This window comes from Streptomyces sp. NPDC002265 (assembly GCF_040296125.1).
In the GTDB taxonomy this organism is placed as follows: Bacteria; Actinomycetota; Actinomycetes; order Streptomycetales; family Streptomycetaceae; genus Streptomyces.
Genome location: NZ_JBEOWS010000078.1, coordinates 15846 through 30457 on the forward strand (window position 1 = coordinate 15846; position 14612 = coordinate 30457).

13 protein-coding genes are annotated in these 14612 nt (G+C 69.0%); 2 read left to right on the top strand and 11 right to left on the bottom strand.

Features of this window, described 5'->3' with window-relative positions:
- Nucleotides 1–4: 4 nt before the first annotated feature.
- The 3 genes from ABT085_RS16490 to ABT085_RS16500 all read right to left on the bottom strand — a co-directional run bounded on the left by ABT085_RS16490 (nucleotide 5) and on the right by ABT085_RS16500 (nucleotide 2872).
- Nucleotides 5–1066, bottom strand: a complete 1062-nt coding sequence (locus ABT085_RS16490; RefSeq protein ID WP_351607405.1) for an ABC transporter substrate-binding protein — start codon at nucleotides 1064–1066, stop codon at nucleotides 5–7.
- Between the two features lie 125 nt (nucleotides 1067–1191).
- Complete coding sequence (locus ABT085_RS16495) at nucleotides 1192–2067, bottom strand: ABC transporter permease (protein WP_351607408.1); 876 nt, start codon at nucleotides 2065–2067, stop codon at nucleotides 1192–1194.
- Nucleotides 2057–2872 (bottom strand): ABC transporter ATP-binding protein, encoded by an 816-nt coding sequence (locus ABT085_RS16500; protein WP_351607411.1) that lies wholly within the window; start codon nucleotides 2870–2872, stop codon nucleotides 2057–2059. The genes ABT085_RS16495 and ABT085_RS16500 overlap by 11 nt, the downstream gene beginning before the upstream one ends.
- 160 nt (nucleotides 2873–3032) lie before the next feature.
- Here ABT085_RS16500 and ABT085_RS16505 point away from each other — a divergent pair, with 160 nt between their 5' ends.
- Entirely contained in the window at nucleotides 3033–3725 is a 693-nt protein-coding gene (locus ABT085_RS16505) for a response regulator (protein ID WP_351607414.1), read from the top strand.
- A 79-nt stretch (nucleotides 3726–3804) separates the two neighbouring features.
- Here ABT085_RS16505 and ABT085_RS16510 read toward each other — a convergent pair whose 3' ends face one another.
- The 6 genes from ABT085_RS16510 to ABT085_RS16535 form a co-directional block, all read right to left on the bottom strand.
- Nucleotides 3805–5397, bottom strand: a complete 1593-nt coding sequence (locus tag ABT085_RS16510; RefSeq protein WP_351607416.1) for a monocarboxylic acid transporter — start codon at nucleotides 5395–5397, stop codon at nucleotides 3805–3807.
- Nucleotides 5394–5954, bottom strand: coding sequence for a DUF485 domain-containing protein (locus ABT085_RS16515; protein ID WP_351607419.1), 561 nt, complete (start codon nucleotides 5952–5954; stop codon nucleotides 5394–5396). The genes ABT085_RS16510 and ABT085_RS16515 overlap by 4 nt, the downstream gene beginning before the upstream one ends.
- Nucleotides 5955–6023: 69 nt before the next feature.
- On the bottom strand, nucleotides 6024–6707 hold the full coding sequence (locus ABT085_RS16520; protein ID WP_351607421.1) for a response regulator: 684 nt from the start codon (nucleotides 6705–6707) through the stop codon (nucleotides 6024–6026).
- A complete protein-coding gene (locus tag ABT085_RS16525) occupies nucleotides 6704–7855 on the bottom strand; it encodes a sensor histidine kinase (protein ID WP_351607424.1) in 1152 nt (383 codons plus the stop codon). Before ABT085_RS16525 ends, ABT085_RS16520 begins: the two co-directional genes overlap by 4 nt.
- Nucleotides 7852–8376 (bottom strand): DUF1453 domain-containing protein, encoded by a 525-nt coding sequence (locus tag ABT085_RS16530; protein ID WP_351607426.1) that lies wholly within the window; start codon nucleotides 8374–8376, stop codon nucleotides 7852–7854. Before ABT085_RS16530 ends, ABT085_RS16525 begins: the two co-directional genes overlap by 4 nt.
- 236 nt (nucleotides 8377–8612) lie before the next feature.
- Nucleotides 8613–10733: a DNA gyrase/topoisomerase IV subunit B gene (locus ABT085_RS16535; RefSeq protein WP_351607428.1), complete on the bottom strand. Its 2121-nt coding sequence runs from the start codon at nucleotides 10731–10733 to the stop codon at nucleotides 8613–8615.
- Between the two features lie 442 nt (nucleotides 10734–11175).
- On the opposite strand from ABT085_RS16535, the gene ABT085_RS16540 reads away from it, so the two are divergent.
- Nucleotides 11176–11406, top strand: a complete 231-nt coding sequence (locus ABT085_RS16540; protein WP_351607431.1) for a DUF7455 domain-containing protein — start codon at nucleotides 11176–11178, stop codon at nucleotides 11404–11406.
- Between the two features lie 272 nt (nucleotides 11407–11678).
- Here the strand turns inward: ABT085_RS16540 and ABT085_RS16545 are convergent, their stop codons facing one another.
- Together ABT085_RS16545 and ABT085_RS16550 are read right to left on the bottom strand one after the other, a co-directional pair.
- Nucleotides 11679–12551 (bottom strand): S1 family serine peptidase, encoded by an 873-nt coding sequence (locus ABT085_RS16545; protein ID WP_351607433.1) that lies wholly within the window; start codon nucleotides 12549–12551, stop codon nucleotides 11679–11681.
- Between the two features lie 134 nt (nucleotides 12552–12685).
- A complete protein-coding gene (locus ABT085_RS16550) occupies nucleotides 12686–14239 on the bottom strand; it encodes an RNA polymerase sigma factor (protein WP_351607439.1) in 1554 nt (517 codons plus the stop codon).
- Nucleotides 14240–14612: the final 373 nt, after the last annotated feature.

The following is a 14612-nucleotide window of genomic DNA, read 5'->3' on the forward strand; positions in this document are numbered from 1 at the left end:
TGAATCAGCCGGTCGCCTTCTTGACGAACTCCGTGGTGTAGGTCTTGTCCAGGTCGGCGTCGGCGTTCTGGATGGCGGGGTTGAACGCCTTGAGCACCTTCTCGACGGTCTCGGGCCCGCCCTCGGGCATCACACCGTCGTCGGTGAACATCGGCAGGGTGCTCTTGATGGCTTCCGCGTAGAGCGTCTTGTTGCCCTGGGAGTAGTCGGCGGGCATCTTGTCGGCGATCTCGGTCGCGCTGTGGGTGGACATCCACTTGAGCGTCTTGACGAATGCATTGGCCAACTTCTGGACGGTGGCCTTGTGCCCGTTCACCCAGTCCGTCTGCATGTACAGACTGGACGACGGGTACGGGCCGCCCAGCGCCTCCTGCGAACCCTCGGGCGTGCGCATGTCGAGCAGGACCCGGCCCGCCTTCTTGTCCAGGATCGTGGCGACGGTCGGATCGGTCGTCATACCGCCGTCTATGGCGCCCTGCTGGAGAGCCGAGATGAAGGTGGGCCCCGCGCCCACCGCGACCGGCGTGAACTCGCTGATCTTCACCCCGTTCTTGACCGCGAGGTACTTGGTGAGGAAGTCGGTCGAGGATCCGAGTCCGGTGACGCCGAGCTTCTTGCCCTTGAAGTCCTTGGGCGAGGTGATGTCGCCGGCGGCCTTGGTGGAGACGACCTCCACCTCGCCGGGCGCATGCGAGAACTGCACGACCGACTCCACGGCCTTGCCCTTCACCTGGAGGTCGAGCGTGTGGTCGTAGAAGCCGACCGCTCCCTGGACCTGGCCGGAGACCAGGGCCGTCTCGGCCTGGACGCCCGCGGGCTCGCTCAGCAGCTCCACGTCGAGGCCCTCGGCGTCGAAGTAGCCGAGTCGCTGCGTGAGCATCGCCGGCATGTAGATGACCTTGTCCAGGCCACCGACCATGATCTTGACCTTCTCGCCCTTTCCGCCGCCCTTGGCGCCGGAGCCGGAGGACGCGGTCCCGGCCGCGTCGTTGGCACAGGCGGTGAGCGAGGAGAGGGCGAGCAGTCCGGCGGCTGCCAGGGTGGTGTATCTGGCGCTCTTGCGCATGGCGGTTCACGTCCTTGTGAGATGGCGGTGCGAGACAGGCGGGAAGGAGTAGTACGGGAAGGAGCAGTACGGAAAGGCGGAGCACGGGAACGAGCAGTACGGCAGGGGGAAGTCCCCGGGATGGCTCAGTCGCCGGAGCCCGACGGCTTCCACCGGAAGATGCGGCGTTCGGCGAAGGTCAGCAGCCCCTCGGCGACGAGCGCGACGACGGCGAGGATGACCATCGCGGCGTACACACCGGCCGCGTTGAAGGTCCCCTGGGACTGCGCGACGAGCAGGCCGATGCCCTTGGTCGCACCGATGTACTCGCCGACGATGGCGCCGATGAGGGCGAAGCCGAAGCTGACGTGGAGGCTGGTGAAGATCCATGAGGTGGCGGACGGGATGACCACCTGAAGGGTCACCCTGCGATCGCTGGCGCCGAGGATCCTGGCGTTGGCCACCAGGTTGCGGTCGACCTCACGGGCACCCTGGAAGGCGTTGAAGAACACCGGGAAGAACACCAGGACGACCGCGGACGCGACCTTGGACGCGGGACCGAGCCCGAACCAGATCACGAAGATCGGCGCAAGGACGATCCTGGGGATGGAGTTGAGCACCTTGATGTATGGACCAAGGACATCGGCGAGGAAGGCGATCCGGCCCAGGGCGATACCGCACACGACACCACCGGCCACGCCGATGACCCAGCCGAGCAGCGCCTCGTGGAGCGTGTACCAGATCTGCTCGCCCAGGGAGCCGAGCGCGGTCCCGTGGGTCACCCAGGTGTAGATCTGGTCCCAGATCTTCGAGGGCATCGAGAAGTTGAACGGATCGATCGCGTTGGTCCGGGACAGGACCTCCCACAGGCCGAGGACAGCGATCAGCAGCAGCGCACGGAACGCCGCGACGACGATCCGGCGTCTGCGCGCGGCGCGGGCCCGCGAGTGCGCGCGGCCCTGCTGGTCCGTCTCTTTTCCGGCCGGGGCGACGACAACCCCGGGCATGACCTCAGGCGACATTCGCGGCGCCCCTCTCGCGCGTGATGCGGACCTCTTCGCCGAGCGACTCCCAGATCTCGCGGTAGATCTCGATGAACCGCGGCTCCAGCCGCACCGCCTCGACCTTGCGCGGCCGCGGCAGGTCGATGTCGAAGATCTGCTTGACGGTGGCGGGCCCGGCCGTCATGACGACGACCTTGTCGGCCAGGGCGATGGACTCCTCCAGGTCGTGGGTGACGAAGACGACGGAGGCGCCCGTGCCCTCCCACAGCTCCAGCAGTTCGTCCGACATCAGGGCCCTGGTCTGCACGTCGAGCGCAGAGAACGGCTCGTCCATCAGCAGGATCTCGGGGTCGTTGACGAAGGTCGCGGCGAGAGCGACCCGCTTGCGCTGACCGCCGGAGAGCTGGTGCGGGTAGCGGTCCTCGAAGGCGGCGAGGCCCACCCGGGCCAGCCATTCACGGGCCTTCTCCCGGGCCTCCGCCTTGGGCACGCCGCGAAAGAGCGGGCCGGCCATCACGTTGGACAGGACCGTGCGCCAGGGGAAGGTGGCGTCCTGCTGGAAGACGAAACCGACCTTGCCGCCCACGCCGCGCACCGGCTCCCCCGAGACCAGCACCTCGCCCTCGGTAGGCTCCTCCAGGCCGCTGACCAGGGTCAACGTGGTGGACTTGCCACAGCCCGTGGGGCCGACGACCGCCACGAACTCGCCGCGCCCGACCGTCAGGTCGAGTTCTCTGACGGCGGTGTGCAGACCCCCCGACGGGGTCTTGAAGATCTTGCTCGCGCCCCGTAGCTCGATGGCGGGGCTGGTGTCTGGGCTCATGGCCGAGGACCGTAGATCCGGCCGGTGTCCCAGCAGCAGTCTTCTGTGCGCTGGCCGATGTTTTGCTCGCAGGAGCCTGTTGTGCTCTTTTTGATCGCGCTACAAAAGCGGAGCCGAAACATGGGTGTAACGCCCGATGGCCTTGAAAAAGAGAGGGCCAATGATTGACGTCATGGTCGTGGACGACGACTTCCGTGTCGCCGAGATCAACGCCAGGTACGTGGAGAAGGTTCCAGGGTTCCGGGTCGCCGCCCGCGCGCACAGCGCGGCCCAGGCGCTGGCCACCGTCGAGCAGGGCTGTATCGACCTGGTGCTGCTCGACCACTACCTCCCCGACCGGACGGGCCTGCAACTGGTCCACCGCATGAGGGAGCAGGGACACGGCACCGACGTCATCATGATCACGGCGGCCGGCGATGTGGCGACCGTGCAGGCCGCAATGCGCCTGGGCGCCCTGCACTACCTGGTGAAACCGTTCACCTTCGCTGCGCTGCGCACTCGTCTCGACTCCTACGCGGCCCTGCGCCGCACCGTCGACCGGGTCGGCGGCCGCGGCATCGCGGGCCAGGAACAGGTCGACCGGATCTTCGGCGCGCTGCGCACCGCACCGGGGCCGACGGCGCCGGGGCTGCCGAGCGGGCACTCGGAGCCGACCACCGACCTGATCTGCACCGTGCTGCACCGTGCGGACCATCCCCTGTCCGCCCACGAGGTCGCCGCCGAGACGGGCCTGAGCCGCTCCACCGCCCAGCGCTACCTGCGCCATCTGGAACAGGCCGGACGCCTGCGCCTCTCCCTCAGATACGGCGACACCGGCCGCCCGGAGCACCGATACGCCTGGGTGGCACCGTAGCCGTACGTCGGCAGCGGAGCGGCGCGGCCGGGCGCCCTCCCCTGCGACGGCGCCTACGGTGCCCAAGAACCCGGTGCCCCTACACCGCCCCCGCTCCCGTCAGTGACCGCACCTCGATCTCCGCGTGTCTGGCCTCGTCCGGCGGTTCGGCCGAGGTGACGGTACCGAGCCAGCCCGCGACAAAGCCCAGCGGAATCGAGACGAGCCCGGGGTTCTGGAGCGGGAAGTACTGGAAGTCGACACCCGGGAACAGCGACTCGGGACTGCCCGACACCACCGGCGACAGCGCGACGAGCGCCAGCGCCGGAACCAGCCCCCCGTACACGGCCCACACGGCGCCACGCGTGGTGAAGCCGCGCCAGAACAGCGAGTAGAGCAGCACCGGCAGGTTCGCGGACGCGGCGACGGCGAAGGCGAGCCCCACGAGGAACGCGACGTTGAGATCACGGGCCAGCAGCCCGAGCCCGATCGCGAGCGCTCCGATACCGACGGCGGCGGTCCGCGCCACGGCCACCTCGCTGTACGGCTCCGCCCGCCGGCGGCGCAGCGAGGCGTACAGGTCGTGTGCGACGGAGGCCGAGGACGCCAGGGTGATCCCGGCGACCACCGCGAGGATCGTGGCGAAGGCGACCGCGGCCACGATCGCGAACAGGACCGTGCCCCCGGTGGAGTCCGCGCCGCCGCCCAGGTCGAGCGCCAGCAGCGGAACCGCCGTGTTGCCGGCCGCGTTCGACGTCCGCACCGCTTCCGGCCCCACGATCGCCGCCGCCCCGAACCCGAGGACGATCGTCATCAGATAGAAGCCGCCGATGAGCCCGATCGACCACACGACCGAGCGCCGTGCCGCCCGCGCGGTGGGCACGGTGTAGAAGCGGGACAGGATGTGCGGCAGACCCGCCGTGCCCAGCACGAGCGCCAGCCCCAGGCTGATGAAGTCGAGACGGGCGGTCCAGTTGCCGCCGTACTTCAGTCCCGGCGCCAGGAACGCGGACCCGTGGCCGCTGCGTTCGGCCGCGGTGATCAGCAGTCGGTCGAAGTCGCCGTGGAACCGCATCAGGACGAGAACGGTCAGCACGACGGTCCCCCCGAGCAGCAGCACCGCCTTGACGATCTGGATCCATGTGGTGGCCCGCATGCCTCCCAGCGACACATAGATCACCATGAGCGCACCGACACCGATCACGGTCCACGTCTGCGCCGCCGCACCCGTCCGTCCGAGCAGCAGGGCGACCAGGCTGCCCGCGCCCACCATCTGCGCCACCAGGTAGAGAACGGACACGGTGACCGAGGAGGTGCCCGCCGCGATCCGCACCGGGCGCTCCCTCATCCGGGCCGCGACCACATCGGCCAGTGTGAACCGGCCGCAGTTGCGCACCAGTTCCGCGACGAGGAGCAGCACGAGCAGCCAGGCCACGAGGAAGCCCACCGAATACAGCAGGCCGTCGTAGCCGAACAGCGCGATCAGACCGGAGATACCGAGGAAGGAGGCGGCCGACATGTAGTCGCCCGCGATCGCAAAGCCGTTCTCCATGGGCGAGAAGAGACGACCCCCGGCATAGAACTCCTCGGCGGAACCGTGCCGGTTGCGGCTCACCCACGTGGTGATCCCCAGCGTCACGGCGATGAACGCGCTGAACAGCAGGAGTGCCAGCGTCTGGTGTTGGCCCGTCACGACCTACCGCCCCCGACCCCGCGGGTCAGTTCCTGGGTGTCCCAACGCAGTTCGAGCGCGGCGCGGTCCCTGTGCAGCCGAGCGTGCCGGGCGTAGGCCCAGGTGAGCAGGAACGTGGTGAGGAACTGGCCGAGCCCGGCGAGCATCGCCACGTTCACGGCACCCGCCACCGGGCGCGCCATGAGTCCCGGGGCGGTCGTCGCGGTCACCACGTACGCCACGTACCAGGCGAGGAAGGCGGCGACGGCCGGCATCACGAACCTCCGGTACCGACTGCGTACCTCCTGGAATGCGGCGCTGCGCTGCACCTCCAGGTAGACGTCGGCCATGGCCCACGCCCCGTCCTCCCGCTCCTGCCGCGCCCGTGGAACGGAACCCGCCGGCAGGTTCCCGGCGTCCGCCTCACCCCAGCCCGAGGCGAGCACGTCGTACCAGGGGTCGCCGTACGGCAGGACTGCCGGCGCTTGGGCATGGTCCGGGGCCAGCCGTTCGTGATTCTCGTCGGGACTCTCGGGACCGCCCTCGCCTCCGCGTGGGCGGTCGTTGCTTGACTGCATACCCAAGCATGGACAGAACAGGAAGATCCCCGACTCTTCTTCCCCCTGCTCTTCACCCCATCAGGTGACTCAACCCGCTGGTGGGCGCGCCAATCCCTTTGCAAACGCATAACACACCGCCTGAGCACGGTCCTTGATCCCGGTCTTGGCGAACAGGTTGTTGATGTGAGTCTTCACGGTCGCCGTGGAGACGTGCAGTCTGCGGGCGATCTCCTGGTTGCTGAGCCCTTCGGCGATGAGCATCAGTACGTCGGTCTCCCGCGCGGTGAGTCCGTCGGGCGCGTCGGCGGGCACCACCGGAGCCGGTTCTGGCTCGGACAGCCGCTCCAGCAGGCGTCGTTGGATGCTCGGCGCCAGTCCCGCGTCACCGGACAGGACACTGTGCACGGCCCGTACGATCTCTTCGCCTCCGGCGTCCTTGGTGAGGTAACCGCGTGCCCCCGCCCGCAGGGCCGGAAACAGCGAGTCGTCGTCCGCGTAGGTCGTGAGCACCACCACGTGCGTCCCGGGGTACTCCGAGCGGATCCGCCGCGTCGCCTCCACCCCGTCGCAGCGGGGCATACGCAAATCCATCAGCACCACGTCCGGCGCGAGTTCGGCCACCAGCCGCACCGCCTCGTCCCCGTCGCCCCCGGAGCCGACGACCTCGATCCCGGGCAGCAGCCCCAAGAGCATCACGATGCCCTCCCGGACGACGGTCTGGTCGTCGACGACCACGACCCGCGCGGTCTTCGGCGCCGCCCCCTCGGTCATGTCGGCACCTTCAGCGTCACCACGAACCCCTCCTCGCCGGGACCGGCCCGGAGTGAACCGCCGAGCAGTTCGGCGCGCTCCCGCATGCCCAGCAGACCGTACCCGCCTCCCGCCTCGGAGAGTTCGCCCGGCGAACCACCCGAGTCCCTTACGTCCAGGGTCACTTCGTGCGCCCGGTAGTCGAGCCGGACCCGGACCTCGGCGCCCGGGGCGTGCTTGCGGGCGTTCGTGAGGGCTTCCTGGGCGACCCTGCGCACTGCCTGGGACGCCTCCGCGGGCAGCGGTCTGCGCTCACCCGTAACGGTGACCTCCGCTCCGTCGGCCGCTCGGACGAGTTCTGCCAGATAGTCCTCCAGCGGTGTCATCTCCCCGCGCAGCGCGGAGAGCGCCTGCCGGGTCTCGGCGAGCCCGTCGCGGGCCATCCCGCGGGCCGCCACGACCCGTTCGAGGATCCGGTCCCGGTCGGCTCCCCGCTCGATCAGCAGTCTGGCCGCCTCCAGGTGCACGAGCTGCGCCGAGAGACTGTGGGCCAGGACGTCGTGGATCTCCCTCGCGATGCGGGCCCGCTCCGCCAGTGCCGCGGATTCCGCCTCGGCGGCCCGTGCCGCGCGCTCCTGGGCGAGCAGCCGCTGGGCGCTGCCCCGGGCCTCGGCGTCGAGCCGCAGCACATAACCGGCGAGGGCCATGCCGGTGACGGTCGCGGCGGTCGTAAGCCAGACGTCGTTGTTGACGGCGGCGAACGAGGCGAGGGCGACGGAGGCGACGGGCAGCGCGGCGCCCAGAGGCATCCGCTCCAGCGCGGAGATCGCGCAGCCGCACCACAGGACGAGGGCCGGACCGTCGAAGCCCGCGGTCTGGGCCAGCACCGCCATCCCGAGCAGCAGGACGGCCAGGGCGAGCGACGGCACGAGCCGGTGCTGGAGAGTGGTCCGCCAGAATCCCCAGGCGAGCGCTCCGGTCACGGCGATCCCTGCCACGGCGAGCACGATGCCCCAGCCGTGCACGTGCTTGCTGTTGAAGACGCTCCACAGCAGCATCCCGAGGACCAGGACGCGGATGCCCCAGGACATCAGACGCCTCGGCCGCGAGAGGCCGTTGCGGCCGAGTGCCTCCGGGGACGGCCAGCGCGTCCAGGCGTTGTGCGTCATACCCGCTCCTTCCGCGGGGACAGGGACATGCCGTCACCGCACGTCGCGGCCCGGGCATCCGCCGAGGCTGCGGTCTGCGCCCGCAGGACCAGGATGCCGGAGCGGGCCAGAAGGGTGGCCGCGAGGCCGAGCATCAGGGCCGAACCGCCCTGGTGCACACCGAGTACCAGGCCGAGCCCGAAGAGGCCCGCGCGCAGAGCGATGCCGACGATCCAGACGGCCACACCGGCCTTGGTGCCCTTGCTCCACACGGCGCCGTCGGGCTCCACCCAGATCCGGGTGGTCCAGGCCCAGCCGGCGCCCACGGCCAGCCCGATGAGGAGTTCGACGCCCAGCAGCGACACCGACGCCGTGCGGTGGTGGACGTCGAGTATGTCCGGCTCCCGCAGCGCCACCACGGCCAGGACCACGGGCAGCAGCCACCAGCGCCGGTCGGCGTCGACCTGCCGTGCGCGGAACTGCCGTCCGACCACCACGACGACCACGGCGACGATCACCAACGCGTTGACCAGCCCGGACATCACAGCCTCCGTGAGCGGAAGGGGAGACCGACAGCGAGTGCCGTCGACGCCTTCGACGCTACGGAAATCCGCGGAACAGCAGATCGGAGTCAGGGTGGATCATGGGTGGATCCCGCAGGCCCGCCTGCTCCACCCGGGGGTGGAGACGACCCCGCCGACGAGGCGGGGCCGAGCCCGCCGGCGGTGACCGGAGCCGTACCTGCCGGAGCCCGTTCCGGCTCCGGCAGGTATCCCGGCTACGCGTCGATGCGCGACCGGTCCAGCGTCGCCGCCGAGCTCGAGATGAACTCCTTGCGGGGTGCCACGTCGTTGCCCATCAGCAGGTCGAAGACCTGCTCGGCGGATTCCAGGTCGGAGAGGTTGATGCGGCGAAGGGTGCGGTGGCGCGGGTCCATCGTCGTCTCGGCCAGCTGGTCGGCGTCCATCTCGCCCAGACCCTTGTAGCGCTGGATGGAGTCCTTGTACCGGATGTTCTTGCTCTGGAACTCCATGAGCTTGTCGCGCAGCTCACGGTCCGAGTACGTGTAGACGTACTTGTCCTGGCCCCGCTTCGGCTGGGTCAGCTCGATCCGGTGCAGCGGGGGCACCGCGGCGAACACCCGGCCGGACTCGACCATGGGCCGCATGTAGCGGTGGAACAGGGTCAGCAGCAGGGTGCGAATGTGGGAGCCGTCCACATCGGCGTCGGTCATCATGATGATCTTGCCGTAGCGGGCCGCCTCGATGTCGAAGGTCCGGCCGGAACCGGCTCCTATGACCTGGATGATCGCACCGCACTCGGCGTTCTTGAGCATGTCCGTCACGGACGACTTCTGGACGTTCAGGATCTTGCCGCGGATCGGCAGCAGCGCCTGGAACTCGGAGTTCCGGGCGAGCTTGGCGGTGCCGAGCGCGGAGTCCCCCTCGACGATGAACAGCTCGCTGCGGTCGACGTCGTCGCTGCGGCAGTCGGCCAGCTTGGCGGGCAGGGAGGAGGACTCCAGAGCCGTCTTGCGGCGCTGCGCGTCCTTGTGCTGCCGCGCCGCGATGCGCGTCCGCGCGGCGGCGACGGCCTTCTCCATGACCACCCGGGCCTGGGCCGCGTCGTCACGCTTCGTGGAGGTCAGGAACGCCTTGAGCTCCTTGGAGATCACGGTGTTCACGATGCGGCGGGCCGCCGAGGTGCCGAGCACCTCCTTGGTCTGACCCTCGAACTGAGGTTCGGCGAGACGGACGGTGACGACGGCGGTCAGCCCCTCCAGGGCGTCGTCCTTGACGATGTCGTCCTCGGCGACGCGCAGCAGCTTCTTGGCCCGCAGGACCTCGTTCATCGTCTTGGCGACGGCCTGCTCGAAGCCGGCGACGTGGGTGCCGCCCTTGGGGGTGGCGATGATGTTGACGAACGACCTGAGCGTCGTGTCGTAGCCCGTTCCCCAGCGCAGCGCGACGTCCACGCCGAGCTCCCGGGTGACCTCCGTCGGCGTCATCTGACCGTGGTCGTCGAGGACCGGAACGGTCTCCTTGAAGGTGCCCTGCCCGGTGAAGCGGAGCACGTCGCAGACGGCCTTGTCGGTGGCCAGGTACTCGCAGAACTCACTGATGCCGCCGTCGAAGCGGAAGGACTCCTCGCCCTTGCTGCCGCCCTCTCCGAGGCCGAATTCGTCGCGGACGACGATGGTCAGGCCAGGCACCAGGAAGGCGGTCTGGCGGGCGCGCTGATGGAGGTTCTCCAGGGAGAGCTTGGCGTCCTTGAGGAAGATCTGCCGGTCCGCCCAGTACCGCACACGCGTGCCGGTGCGGGTCTTGGCGATCCTCTTGGTCTTGCGCAGACCGCCCTGCTCGAACTTGGCGTCGGGGCCGTCGGCGGCGAACCCGCCGGGGACACCGCGCCGGAAGCTGATCGCATGGGTGTGGCCGTTGCGGTCCACCTCGACGTCCAGCCGCGCCGACAGGGCGTTCACCACGGAGGCGCCAACGCCGTGCAGACCACCGGAGGCCGCGTACGAGCCGCCGCCGAACTTGCCGCCCGCGTGCAGCTTGGTCATGACGACCTCGACGCCGGACAGGCCGGTCTTGGGCTCGACGTCGACCGGGATGCCGCGGCCGTTGTCCCGCACCTCCACCGAGCCGTCATCGTGCAGGACGACGTCGATGTGGTCGCAGTAGCCGCCGAGGGCCTCGTCCACGGAGTTGTCGATGATCTCCCACAGGCAGTGCATCAGACCGCGACTGTCGGTGGACCCGATGTACATGCCCGGACGCTTGCGTACGGCCTCGAGGCCCTCCAGGACGAGCAGGTGCCGCGCGGTGTAATTGGAACCGTCCCGGTCTGCTCCTGCCAGCAGCGCTGTGGACGGCACGGACGTTTCGGCGGTCACGCGGTTCGCTCCTCGCTGAATTTCAAATGAGGCCCCTGTGGGTAAGGGCGCGGCTTGGGTTGCCGCCAAGAGGGTACCGAGGCCTGGTAGAGCCGTTGTAACGCCACCCTGCTTCCGAACTCACAGTAGTCCAGGGTCGCATACACGTTCGATCCCTCGATGGAGTGAAGTACATATCACGTTCCCTTCGACGCATGAACCATTTAGGCTCCGGGCACGTCCTCATGAACAAACCGGCAACCCGGCCGGGAGGACTTGACCATGACCGAACGCGCGAAACCGTAAGCCACCAGACACGCGATACGGCACATTCGCCGCCAAACCGGCAGCAGCCTGCCACCTCGGAAGAATCTTTCGAGGAAAAGCCACGAGCGGGAACGTTTTGGGGCTGGTTGGATGTTGACCCTGGTACGACAGCTCGTCGAGCTAGAGAAGAGGCGACGTGACTACTGTTCTGACCCCCGCGAGCCCGCTGACGGCCGCTGATCGCTGCGACCGCTGCGGCGCCCAGGCATACCTGCGCGTCGTCCTGCTGAGCGGCGGAGAACTGCTCTTCTGCGCCCACCACGGCCGCAAGTTCGAGCCGGAACTCAAGAAGATCGCCGCTGAGATACAGGACGAGACGGAGCGGCTGACCTCCGTTCCCGAATCCGCCTCCGCCGAAGAACGCTGACGCTTCGGACCGACGACGAGCCAGCTCCGGCACAGGCCGGCGCACGGGCGGCCACCCCTGGACCCCAGGGACGGCCGCCCGTCTCGTCATCACGACTCTCCGTACACCGGCGTGGGCCCAGGCCCCCGCCCGCCTACCGGCGCACCGGCGAAGACCCAGAGCGCGCCGCCCGGCCACCGATCACCGGTGACCGATCACCGGTCACCGGTCACCGACCCAGGCATGAGCTGCCCGGCCGTCGACGCCGGTTGCCCGGCAGAGCCCCGAGGTCGTCACGCGGCGCGATGTGCACGCCCCGGCGAGGCACCATCGGCACCGGCTCGCCCCAGCACCCGTACGACGTCGGACACGCGCGTGTAGACACCGGGGCTTCCGGACCGTCCGCAGCCGCTCCCCCACGACACGAGCCCGATCAGCTTCCCCCCGGCCACCAGCGGGCCGCCGCTGTCCCCCTGGCAGGCGTCCCGGCCGCCCGCGGTCTCACCGGCGCACAGCATGCTGGCCGCGAGATAGGTTCCGTCGGCACTGCCGCGCGGATAGGCCCGCTCGCACCGGGCATCCTCCAGCACGTGCACATGCGCGGCCCGCAGACTGTGCACATAGTCACCGGCCCCGGTGACATCGCCCCATCCGTAGACCGTGGCGGCCGTACCGGGTGCGTAGGCGGGATCGTTCTCGGCGGCCATCCCGATGACCGAGCTCGCGGGCAGCGGCTCCGCGAGGGTCAGCACGGCGAAGTCGCCGGCGTTACTGACACTGTCGTAGTCCGGATTCACCCAGGTGTCGTGCACGGCTATCTCCTGGCCCTGGGTCGAGAGCAGGTCGGTGCGGTTCGCTATGACCTTGAGGTCGCCGGCCCGGCCCGATCCCGCCCCCAGCGCCTCCTCGCCCACGCAGTGGGCAGCGGTGAGGATCTTGGTCGAGCCGATCGCGACCCCGCCGCAGAATTGGCCCGCTCGCGTACCTCCGAACCGGTCACGGCTCGACAGCGCCACCGTCCACGGACTGGTGGACACATCGACCGGGAATCCGCCGACGACGATGCTGTCGGCGGGCGCGGGAGCGGCGGACACCAACGGTATGGCGGCCGCCGCGGCCGCCAGCACCAACGGCCGGGCCAGGGCCCGGACAGAAAGACGCCTCATGCACGTTCCTCACTCTGGAGTGGTCGTGGGAGACCCAGAGTGATCCAGCGCGCCGCGACGCGCATGCGCACACGGACGCCGAAGGCCCGGTCCCCCTCGGGAGAACCGGGCCTTCGGCTTCGTACGACTACGGTCTAGTCGAGGTAGTCGCGCAGCACCTGGGAACGCGACGGGTGACGCAGCTTGGACATCGTCTTGGACTCGATCTGCCGGATGCGCTCACGCGTGACGCCGTACACCTTGCCGATCTCGTCGAGGGTCTTCGGCTGACCGTCGGTGAGACCGAAACGCATGGAGACGACGCCCGCCTCGCGCTCGGACAGGGTGTCGAGAACGGAGTGCAGCTGCTCCTGCAAGAGGGTGAAGCTGACCGCGTCCGCGGGGACGACGGCCTCGGAGTCCTCGATGAGGTCACCGAACTCGCTGTCGCCGTCCTCGCCCAGCGGGGTGTGCAGGGAGATGGGCTCGCGGCCGTACTTCTGGACCTCGATGACCTTCTCGGGGGTCATGTCGAGTTCCTTGGCCAGCTCCTCCGGGGTGGGCTCACGGCCCAGGTCCTGGAGCATCTGGCGCTGCACGCGCGCGAGCTTGTTGATGACCTCGACCATGTGCACCGGGATACGGATGGTGCGGGCCTGGTCGGCCATGGCGCGGGTGATCGCCTGACGGATCCACCAGGTGGCGTACGTGGAGAACTTGTAGCCCTTGGTGTAGTCGAACTTCTCGACCGCGCGGATCAGACCGAGGTTGCCCTCCTGGATGAGGTCCAGGAAGAGCATGCCGCGGCCGGTGTAACGCTTGGCCAGGGAGACCACCAGACGGAGGTTGGCCTCCAGGAGGTGGTTCTTGGCGCGGCGGCCGTCCTCGGCGATGATCTCCAGCTCGCGCTTGAGCTTCGGCGCCAGCTTGTCGGCGTTGGCCAGCTTGTCCTCGGCGAACAGGCCCGCCTCGATGCGCTTGGCGAGCTCGACCTCCTGCTCGGCGTTGAGCAGGGGGACCTTGCCGATCTGCTTGAGGTAGTCCTTGACGGGGTCCGCGGTGGCACCGGCGGCCGCGACCTGCTGGGCAGGCGCGTCGTCCTCGTCCTCGTCGGAGAGCACGAAGCCGGCGCTCTCGGTGCCCTCGGGCTCCTCGGCGCCGCCCTTGACCTCTTCGAGGGCTTCGTCCTCGACAAGGTCGGCGTCGTCCTTCTTGGCGCTGGTCTTCTTGGCCGCCGTCTTCTTGGCCACGGCGGTCGTCTTCTTCGCCACGGTCTTCTTGGCGGCCGTGGTGGTCTTCTTCGCTGCCGCCTTCTTGGCGGTCGCGGCTTCCTCGGCGGAATCGTCGGTGGGGTCGGCCGGGGACGCAGGGGCGGCCGTGGTGGCGGTGGCCTTCCTGGTGGTCACCGTCTTCGCCGCAACCGTCTTGGTGGCGGTGCGCTTGGCCGGACTCTTCGCAGCGACGCTTTTTCGGGTGCGCTTGGGCTCCGCGGCACTGACCATCAGCGTCACACCCTCTTCCTCGAGGATCTGGTTGAGGCTGCGCAGTACGTTCTTCCACTGAGTGGCCGGAATCTGGTCAGCTTCGAAGGCCCGACGCACGTCATCGCCGGCGATCTGCCCCTCAGCCTTTCCCCGCTCAATGAGCGCCATGACAGAGACGGACTCGGCGATCTCCGGCGGGAGCGTACGGGATGTGCTGGCCGACACGAACAACCTCTCGGAACGTTGGAAAACGGCTTCCGGCCCCGTCCACGACGGACAGGAGCCGACCACCGGCCTGGGGATGGGCCGACGGCGCGGGCGGGGGCCGGGAAGATTCACAGCGCCGGGAACGGCGTCCGTATTCCCTCCGCGGCAGTCACCTCTTAGGTCATCGCGTTGTCTCCATGAGCGTTACGCCCAATCTGCGTGGCCCGAGTCACACCCCTTAAGCGCTCAAAATCGGCCAAACATGGACAATAAGTGTCGCCCGGGTTACCACCAGAGGTCGACTCCGGCACGCCCGTCGCCCACCGCCCCGCCAGTCCCAACTCGCGTGCTGCGCTTAACAGTTCGCCGGGCTTCACGGTCAGGCTCGCGA

Coding starts and splice junctions, on each gene's coding strand:
- ABT085_RS16490 (WP_351607405.1), bottom strand. CDS start 1,066: ATGCGCAAGAGCGCCAGATACACCACCCTGGCAGCCGCCGGACTGCTC.
- ABT085_RS16495 (WP_351607408.1), bottom strand. CDS start 2,067: ATGTCGCCTGAGGTCATGCCCGGGGTTGTCGTCGCCCCGGCCGGAAAA.
- ABT085_RS16500 (WP_351607411.1), bottom strand. CDS start 2,872: ATGAGCCCAGACACCAGCCCCGCCATCGAGCTACGGGGCGCGAGCAAG.
- ABT085_RS16505 (WP_351607414.1), top strand. CDS start 3,033: ATGATTGACGTCATGGTCGTGGACGACGACTTCCGTGTCGCCGAGATC.
- ABT085_RS16515 (WP_351607419.1), bottom strand. CDS start 5,954: ATGCAGTCAAGCAACGACCGCCCACGCGGAGGCGAGGGCGGTCCCGAG.
- ABT085_RS16520 (WP_351607421.1), bottom strand. CDS start 6,707: ATGACCGAGGGGGCGGCGCCGAAGACCGCGCGGGTCGTGGTCGTCGAC.
- ABT085_RS16525 (WP_351607424.1), bottom strand. CDS start 7,855: ATGACGCACAACGCCTGGACGCGCTGGCCGTCCCCGGAGGCACTCGGC.
- ABT085_RS16530 (WP_351607426.1), bottom strand. CDS start 8,376: ATGTCCGGGCTGGTCAACGCGTTGGTGATCGTCGCCGTGGTCGTCGTG.
- ABT085_RS16545 (WP_351607433.1), bottom strand. CDS start 12,551: ATGAGGCGTCTTTCTGTCCGGGCCCTGGCCCGGCCGTTGGTGCTGGCG.